Below are 3,006 nucleotides of genomic sequence, written 5' to 3'. Positions count from 1 at the left end.
CGGCGCCTTCCCGATCGAGTGCGACGTAGACCAGATGGAGACGGGCGACGTGCTCACCATCCGTCCGTTCACCGGCGAGATCCTCAAGAATGGCGAGGTGGTCACCACCTTCAACATGCGCCCGAGCACGCTGCCCGACGAGGTGCGCGCCGGTGGCCGTATCCCGCTGATCGTCGGCCGTGGGCTGACCGGCAAGGCACGCGAGTCGCTCAAGATGGAGCCGTCCGACGTATTCCTGCGCGCCGAGCAGCCGGCGGACACCGGCAAGGGCTTCACGCTGGCGCAGAAGATGGTCGGCCGGGCCTGCGGCGTCGAGGGCGTGCGCCCGGGCACCTACTGCGAGCCGAAGATGACCACCGTCGGCAGCCAGGACACCACCGGCGCGATGACCCGCGACGAGCTGAAGGAACTGGCCTGCCTGGGGTTCTCGGCGGATCTCGTCATGCAGTCGTTCTGCCACACCGCCGCCTACCCGCGTCCGGTGGACATCGCCCTGCAGCACGAGCTGCCGGAGTTCATCTCCACCCGCGGCGGCGTTTCCCTGCGGGCCGGCGACGGGGTCATCCACTCCTGGCTCAACCGCATGATCCTGCCGGATACCGTCGGCACCGGCGGTGATTCGCACACCCGCTTCCCGCTGGGCATCTCCTTCCCGGCCGGTTCCGGCCTGGTGGCGTTTGCCGCCGCGCTGGGCGTGATGCCGCTGGACATGCCGGAATCCGTGCTGGTGCGCTTCAAGGGCGAGATGCAGCCGGGCATCACCCTGCGTGATCTGGTCAACGCCATCCCCTACAAGGCGATCCAGAACGGCCAGCTGACCGTCGAGAAGAAGGGCAAGACGAACGTCTTCAACGGTCGCGTGCTCGAGATCGAGGGGCTGCCGGATCTCAAGGTCGAACAGGCCTTCGAGTTCGCCGACGCCTCGGCCGAGCGCTCGGCCAACGGCTGCACCGTCCGCCTCGGCCCCGAGCCGATCAAGGAATTCCTCAAGAGCAACATCACCCTGCTCGAGTGGATGATCAGCCAGGGATACGAGGACAAGCGCACGCTGGGTCGCCGCATCGAGGCGATGCAGGAATGGCTCGACAACCCCGAACTGCTCGAGCCGGACGCGGATGCCGAGTACGCCGAGATCATCGAGATCGATCTCGACGAGATCACCGAGCCGCTGCTCGCCTGCCCGAACGACCCGGACGACATCAAGCCGCTGTCCGAAGTCGCCGGCGACGAGGTCCAGGAAGTGTTCATCGGTTCGTGCATGACCAACATCGGCCACTACCGCGCGGCCGGCAAGGTGCTCGAGTCCCACGGGGGCTCGGTGCCGACCCGCCTGTGGATCGCGCCGCCGACCCGCATGGACCAGCACCAGCTCTCCGAAGAGGGTTACTACAACATCTTCGGCCGCGCGGGTGCCCGCATCGAGATGGCCGGCTGTTCGCTGTGCATGGGCAACCAGGCACGCGTGGCTGACGGCGCGACGGTGATGTCGACCTCGACGCGCAACTTCCCCAACCGCATGGGCAAGGACGCGCGCGTCTACCTTGGTTCGGCCGAGCTCTCCGCGGTGACCGCGATCCTGGGCAAATTGCCTTCGGTCGAGGAATACCAGCAGCATGTCGCACACCTGGCCACCATGTCCGGCGAGATCTACCGGTACCTCAACTTCAACGAGATCGAGGAATACCAGGAAGAGGCCACCAAGGGACTGCAGATGCTCAAGGACATTCCCGTGGTCACTGCCTGATCACGACTCAGCGCGCCCTCGTGGGGCGGCGTCCGGACCGGCTCCTCTAGGGCCGGCTCCCAGCGGGCAAGGGTTGAAGTGGCATCGTGCCACTCGCCCTTGCCCGTTTTTTTTGCAACCCCATGCCTGCTGGCCATGGCGGCGTCCCGGCCAGCGGTTCGGCCGAGGGTGTCACGCTGGTGTTCGCGGTAGTCCGTGACCAGTTGCTTTGAGGCCTCGGGCCGAGAGGCGTGACTGCCATGAAACTGATTCAATTCAACTGGTTGATAATTTCAACTTGTGGGACTAGCTTGTTCTAGTAACGGTTTGCAACCGCCATGGGACGGTACGCGGTCACCGGCGCAACCACGAGGCGGGCGCCGGACGACATTGCCGTCACGTCGGTCAATATCGAAGGGGAGGTGATGGATGGCCAAGCGCATGACTCTGGAAATGGACAAGGTTCGGGAAAATCCGTCTTCTGTGAACCTGGACTCGACCCTGGCGGAACTGCTGGACCAGGCGGACATCCGGATCAACGGCGATCGGCCCTGGGACCTCCGTATCAAGGATCCGCGCGCCATGGATCGCATCCTCGGTTGGGGCAACCTGGGGTTGGGCGAAGCCTTCATGGCCGGATGGGTGGAAATCGATCGGGTCGACGAATTCGTCGACCGGGTGCTTCGCGCCGGATTGGCCGAAAAGGTCGGTCGATCGCCGCGGATCCTCTGGGATGCCCTGAAGGCCCGTCTTTTCAACCATCAGACCCGCACCCGCAGCTTGGAAGTGGCCGAGCGTCATTACGATCTCGGCAACGACTTCTACCGCGACATGCTCGATCCGCGCATGACCTACACCTGCGGCTTCTGGGGCGACGGGGCGGAGACCCTGGCCGAGGCAGAGGAGAACAAGCTCGACATGATCTGTCGCAAGCTCGATCTCAAGCCCGGTCAGCGCGTGCTGGATATCGGCTGCGGCTGGGGCAGCTTCATGATCTACGCGGCCGAGCACTACGGTGTCGAATGCGTCGGGCTGACGATCTCGAAGGAGCAGGCCGCCTATGGCGAGACACTGGGAGGGGAGCTTCCAGTCGAGTTCCGGCTGATGGACTACCGGGATATCGACGAGCCCTTCGACCACATCGTGTCGGTGGGGATGTTCGAGCACGTCGGTCGCCACAACTACGATGAATACATGCAAGTCGCCCGCCGCTGCCTCAAGCCCGGCGGGTTTTTTCTGCTGCATACCATCGGCACCAGCCCGGAAGGGGCGCCCCCCGACCC

2 protein-coding genes are annotated in these 3,006 nt (G+C 64.7%); both read left to right on the top strand.

Annotated features, from left to right (window positions below; translation table 11 throughout):
• A partial coding sequence (locus tag ACESL5_RS09720) for a bifunctional aconitate hydratase 2/2-methylisocitrate dehydratase (protein WP_372592580.1) occupies positions 1-1,744 on the top strand: 1,744 nt, incomplete at its 5' end.
• A 408-nt stretch (positions 1,745-2,152) separates the two neighbouring features.
• Positions 2,153-3,006: class I SAM-dependent methyltransferase (locus ACESL5_RS09715; protein WP_372592579.1), on the top strand; the 854-nt coding region annotated here is incomplete at its 3' end.

Origin of the sequence: Guyparkeria sp., from assembly GCF_041687595.1 — a bacterium.
Classification (GTDB): Bacteria; Pseudomonadota; Gammaproteobacteria; order Halothiobacillales; family Halothiobacillaceae; genus Guyparkeria.
This window is presented reverse-complemented; position numbering and strand designations above follow the sequence as displayed.